Raw genomic sequence first — 4,690 nt, forward strand, 5'->3', positions numbered from 1 at the left:
ATCCCAGGAAAGCGTCGTCGTGGTCACATGCACATGCTGCCACCGGCACGCGACAGCCACATCCGATGCTCGGAATGCGAACAGTCCTCTTTGCGGGCGCCGCGTTCGCCCTTCCGCGTACGGCCCCCCACCATGGAGGTGCCCGCAGCCCCGCTCGTCACCCCCCAAGCCCGGCGAGCCGATCACCGTGGCGCTGGTAAGGCGCCGGGTCGCCGATTTGCTCGCGCATCCGCCGCAATGCCAGGGTGGGCGCTGCGAGGCCGCCGCGACTGCCCGGATCCGCCATATCTGGCAAGTGACGTCAGCGTGGGGGCGGTCCACGACCGCGACCAGGCGCCGAGCAACTCGCTGGCGGCGGTTCACCGGACTGCTCTCGCGCGGGGTGGCCCGCACGAGAACTGTGAGGTTGAGCCTCTGATTCCGGCGCGGGCCGTTCTCCTACGCTGGCGCTGTCAATGTTGAGCGACGGGAGAAGAACTGTGAGCGAGTCCGACTTCATGGCCGGCTGCGCACCGCTGAGATTCCCCAAGGGATGCCGATCAGCGCTGCTATTCGAGACTTCCTCGTGGCCCACCCACCAGGACCGGATCAGAGCCCCGAAGTCATCTACAACCTGACGACGGAAGGCTGAATCGTCCACGCATGCGACGGCATCTGGGTCTCTACCGATTCTCGGCGCCGAGAGGTGCCCACGGGTTACCGCCCGTGCGTGTGTGCTCCTGCCGGGGAGCGTTCCACCGGAACTGGTGTATCGGTCGGCGGCCGGTGGTTGAGCCGGGTGTCGGCGCCTTATTTCAATGGCGGAGGTTACCTACATGACTGGCACAAGCGGCGATGATCTGACCACACAGACGAAGTTGCAGACACTAGCTATCGGAGCCGCTGGCGAGCTTCTGGTCCAGTACGGATTGCTCAAGCACGGCATCGACAGTGCCCGCATGGCGACCGACTCAGGTATCGACCTGGTGATGTACGTGCCGGGCACGACGACTGCTGCGACGATCCAGGTCAAGACCTACTTTGCACCGACTCCGGCCGGTGGCACCGGGAAGCTTCATCTCGGATGGAATTTTCCGCATACTTGTCGTGCCGAATGGCTCGCCTTTGCTTAATCCCGGCTGACGGAAAAACGGAGGCAGAAAAATCACAAAGGAGTCGTCATGTCTAATGTCGAGGCAACCAAGAAGGCATATGCCGCGTTCTCTGCGGGCGACCTCGAAACGGTCCTGAGCATCTTGGACGACGACACCGAGTGGTTCTTGCCCGGTAACAGCACGATCAGCGGCACCTATCGCGGCAAAGCGGAGGTCACGGAATTATTCGGGAAGCTGGCGGAGAAGGACTTCACAATAGCGCCCAACCGATTCCTGGCCGACGACGATGTCGTGGTCGTCCTCTCCATAGTCACCGCCCTCGGAGAATCCGCACCCCAAGCCGATGCGTACAGCTTCCGCGACGGCAAAATCGTCAAAGCCCAGAGCTTCGCGGACACTGCCATGCAGGAACGGATCTACGGCACGAAGTAGTTTTTAGAGAGGCCGGACCCCCTCGACGCGGGAATACGGAGATCGTCGCGGAGATCATCGAGCGCGGGCGGTAGCGTAGACCCGCCGCTGTCAAGACCTTCGACCGTGCCGCTGCCTGTACCGGTCCAAGACCGTCCGGCCGTGGGCATCACGCTCCGGCGGCTCCGGGCGCACCTCCGAGTCGTCGCCGGCGGCGTTGAGCCCGTAGAGCCGCGCCTCCTGATCCAGGACCCGGCGACAATGCTCGGCAGCCTTGAGGTCACCGGCCAGAGCCTTCGGCATGGCCACCCGCAGCATCGCCTCCAAGCGCATGACGTAGACCGCTGCCGCTGACCGGCCCAGCAGATCGCGGCCGCCTCGCTGCGCGGCGAGCCTCCGTTCAGCAGGGGTGGTGGTGGTCTTGCCGGGTTTCTTCTCGGGGGTGCCCGTGGACATCTTCAGCCCCTCCTTCGGGAGCAAAAGAAAACCGAGCACCAAGCCAGGGCTCGTTCTCCATTCGACTACCCGGCTAGCACTGAGCCTTTATTCACTGATGAATTGATGGAGGTTTGGGTGTCGATATGAGGGAAGGCTCTCTTCTTAATCCAACACCCCCGGCCCATCGGCGGAGTCAGGCCAAGCCGCGCTGACGGCCGACGAGTCGCACCCGGATCGCGCCGGCGCGATCCGCCACCTCCAGCGCGAACTCGATACGGGCCAACTCCTGCCGTAGCAGCGGTAGCCAGTGTCGACTCAGGGCGCGCACCCGCAGTCGGGCCGTGTGGACCTCTCGCTCGATGGTTTTCACAGCCGACTGCGCTGCAGCGCATTCGGCCGCGGCGACAACGGCCGCTCGGCACGCCCGCGCCGCCTGCACAGACGCCGAGGTGGTGTAGATGACGGCCGCATCGTCCTCGGGCGGCAATACGCAGGCGGCGACGTCAGGGTAGCGCACCCCGGCGGTGACGGCCCATTGCACGGTGACCGACGCTGGCGCAGTGGTGACGGCCAGGTCGATCGCGTTTTGGCCGCCCAGCAGCACCGCGCGCAGCCCCCACATGTCGGCCTCGCGGCACGCCTGCTGCCAGTCGCGGCCGCTCTGTTCGACCTTGCGCCGCAGCTCTTCTTGCAGCGTGATCAGCGAATGCAGCTTCTGCTCGAGCAGCGTCACCCCGCGCTCGGCGAGGTCGAGCCGGTTGAGCACCCACAGCCGGCCCATCCGCCCCGGGGGACGCTGCAACGCCGCCATCACGCCTCCTGCACGCTGTCGGGCCGGTGTGCCTCGAGCAGGGCGGAGGGCAGCATCGCCAGTTCACTGCGCGGCAACCGCGCCAGTACCTCCCATGCCCGGTTGAGGGTTTCGTCGAGCGGTCGTGCCGCATCCGGACGTTGATTGACCAACTTCGCGGCGAAATCGTCCTCGAACAGCAGATAGCTGCGGTCGGTGGCGGTGAGGGCGTCGGGCCCGATCAGCTCGGCCAACGCGCTTACCTGCCGTGCGCGGGCCAACGAGGCGAGCAGCTGTGCCGCCAGCGGCAGGTGATCGTCACGGGTCCGGCCAGCGCCCGCGCCGCGGCGCATCAGCCGCGACAGCGAGGACAAGGCGTCCACCGGCGGGTAGATGTTGTGCAGATGCATCTGTGCGGACAAGATGATCTGCCCTTCGGTGATGTAGCCGGTCAGGTCGGGCACCGGGTGGGTGATGTCGCCGCCGGGCATCGTCAACACGGGCAGCACAGTTACCGAGCCGGGCCGTCCGACGATTTTGCCGCACCGCTCGTACAGCGAGGCCAGGTCACTGTAGAGATATCCCGGATAGGCGCGCCGCGCCGGCATTTCACCGCGCGCTGCCGAGATTTCCCGCAGCGCCTCGGCGTAGCTGGTCATGTCAGTCATGACCACCAATACGTGCCGCGACGTGTCGAACGCCAGATGCTCGGCGATGGTCAGCGCGATGCGCGGGGTGAGGATCCGCTCGATGACTGGGTCGTCGGCGGCGTTCAGCAGCAACACCAACTCCCCTGCCGCGGCACGTGATTCGAGCACATTGCGGGCATATGCCACGTCGGGGTGGGTGAGCCCAATGCCGGCGAACACGACGCTGAACGGCTCGCCGCCGGCACTGGCCTGCGCGACGATCTGACACGCCAGGCGCAGGTGCGGCAACCCGGGCAACGAGAAGACCGGCAGTTTCTGGCCGCGCACCAGGGTGGTCAGCGCATCGATCACCGACACACCGGTCAGCACCGGCTCCGAGGGAGCCTCGCGTTGCATCGGGTTGAGCGGGTCGCCGTTGACCGACACCCGCCGCGCTCCGGTCACCGGCGGGCCGCCGTCGATCGGTTCGCCGCGGCCGTTGCAGGCGCGGCCCAGCCAGGCGGTTCCCACCGGGACGCGCAGCGGCTCACCGCTGAACCGGTATCCAGCCCCGGCCGGGTCCATTCCCGACGTGCCCTCCATGACCTGCACGAGCGCCACGTCGCGGTTCACGTCGAGCACCAGTCCATGCCGCACCGAGCCGTCGGCCAGCGTGATGACCACGTACTCGTCCCACCCCACACCGGAGACACCACCAACCACGGCCAGCGGACCGTGCAACTCACGCACGCCGCGGTATTCCACCCATCGCGGCAACGGGCGGCTCATCGCGGCAGCTCACGCAGCGTCTCGACAATCTGGTTCCGGCGTTGGACCACCACCGCGGTGTCGTCGGGCCCGCTGTCGTCGCGGGCGCGGATCAGCTTGCCGAAGTCGGTCTCCTCGATCAGCTGCGCCGCCACACCGCCGGCAACCAGTTCACGGCAGGTGTCGATTACCGCCAACGCCGCGTCGACCAGTGCCGCGGTCTTCTCCGGTGCGCAGTGCGCGTCGTTGGGGTTCTGGGCATTCTGCTGCAGCACGGTTTCCCGCAGCAGCCGGCCGGCCACCAGCACAATCCGCTCGCTGTCGGGCAGCGCTGTCACGCCGACCAGCTCGGTGAGCGCGGCCAGGCGATCGGACTCGGTCAGCAGATCCAGCACCCGAGCGCGACGGGCAGACCAGCCAGTGTCATCGCCGACAACAACGCGGGCGGTGCCGAGCGCTTCGGCGTCACGGGAAAACGACGCCGACCACGACACCGCAGGGTAATGACGCGAGTAGGCCAGGTCCCGGTCCAGAGACCACCGACAGCGCACGAACCGCTC

Annotated in this window: 6 protein-coding genes; 2 read left to right on the forward strand and 4 right to left on the reverse strand. The window is 66.7% G+C overall.

What is annotated here, in order from left to right; genetic code table 11:
* The first annotated feature begins 815 nt into the window (after nt 1–815).
* Together ACLQI9_RS15625 and ACLQI9_RS15630 are read left to right on the forward strand one after the other, a co-directional pair.
* Nucleotides 816–1,112, forward strand: a complete 297-nt coding sequence (locus tag ACLQI9_RS15625) for a hypothetical protein (protein WP_442391883.1) — start codon at nt 816–818, stop codon at nt 1,110–1,112.
* A 48-nt stretch (nt 1,113–1,160) separates the two neighbouring features.
* Nucleotides 1,161–1,526: a nuclear transport factor 2 family protein gene (locus tag ACLQI9_RS15630; protein ID WP_442391884.1), complete on the forward strand. Its 366-nt coding sequence runs from the start codon at nt 1,161–1,163 to the stop codon at nt 1,524–1,526.
* Nucleotides 1,527–1,616: 90 nt separating this feature from the next.
* Here the strand turns inward: ACLQI9_RS15630 and ACLQI9_RS15635 are convergent, their stop codons facing one another.
* The 4 genes from ACLQI9_RS15635 to ACLQI9_RS15650 form a co-directional block, all read right to left on the reverse strand.
* Entirely contained in the window at nt 1,617–1,961 is a 345-nt protein-coding gene (locus ACLQI9_RS15635; RefSeq protein WP_442376943.1) for a hypothetical protein, read from the reverse strand.
* Between the two features lie 175 nt (nt 1,962–2,136).
* Nucleotides 2,137–2,754, reverse strand: a complete 618-nt coding sequence (locus ACLQI9_RS15640) for a V-type ATP synthase subunit D (protein WP_442391885.1) — start codon at nt 2,752–2,754, stop codon at nt 2,137–2,139.
* Nucleotides 2,754–4,151: a V-type ATP synthase subunit B gene (locus tag ACLQI9_RS15645; protein ID WP_442376939.1), complete on the reverse strand. Its 1,398-nt coding sequence runs from the start codon at nt 4,149–4,151 to the stop codon at nt 2,754–2,756. Before ACLQI9_RS15645 ends, ACLQI9_RS15640 begins: the two co-directional genes overlap by 1 nt.
* On the reverse strand, nt 4,148–4,690 hold a 543-nt coding region (locus ACLQI9_RS15650; RefSeq protein ID WP_442391886.1), incomplete at its 5' end, for an ATP synthase beta subunit C-terminal domain-containing protein. The genes ACLQI9_RS15650 and ACLQI9_RS15645, both read right to left, overlap by 4 nt.

It is taken from the genome of Mycobacterium sp., assembly GCF_052143115.1.
GTDB lineage: Bacteria > Actinomycetota > Actinomycetes > Mycobacteriales > Mycobacteriaceae > Mycobacterium.

What these genes read in the sequence shown, in the direction of transcription:
- ACLQI9_RS15625 (WP_442391883.1), top strand. Translation starts at nt 816, where the DNA reads ATGACTGGCACAAGCGGCGATGATCTGACCACACAGACGAAGTTGCAG.
- ACLQI9_RS15630 (WP_442391884.1), top strand. Translation starts at nt 1,161, where the DNA reads ATGTCTAATGTCGAGGCAACCAAGAAGGCATATGCCGCGTTCTCTGCG.
- ACLQI9_RS15635 (WP_442376943.1), bottom strand. Translation starts at nt 1,961, where the DNA reads ATGTCCACGGGCACCCCCGAGAAGAAACCCGGCAAGACCACCACCACC.
- ACLQI9_RS15640 (WP_442391885.1), bottom strand. Translation starts at nt 2,754, where the DNA reads ATGGCGGCGTTGCAGCGTCCCCCGGGGCGGATGGGCCGGCTGTGGGTG.
- ACLQI9_RS15645 (WP_442376939.1), bottom strand. Translation starts at nt 4,151, where the DNA reads ATGAGCCGCCCGTTGCCGCGATGGGTGGAATACCGCGGCGTGCGTGAG.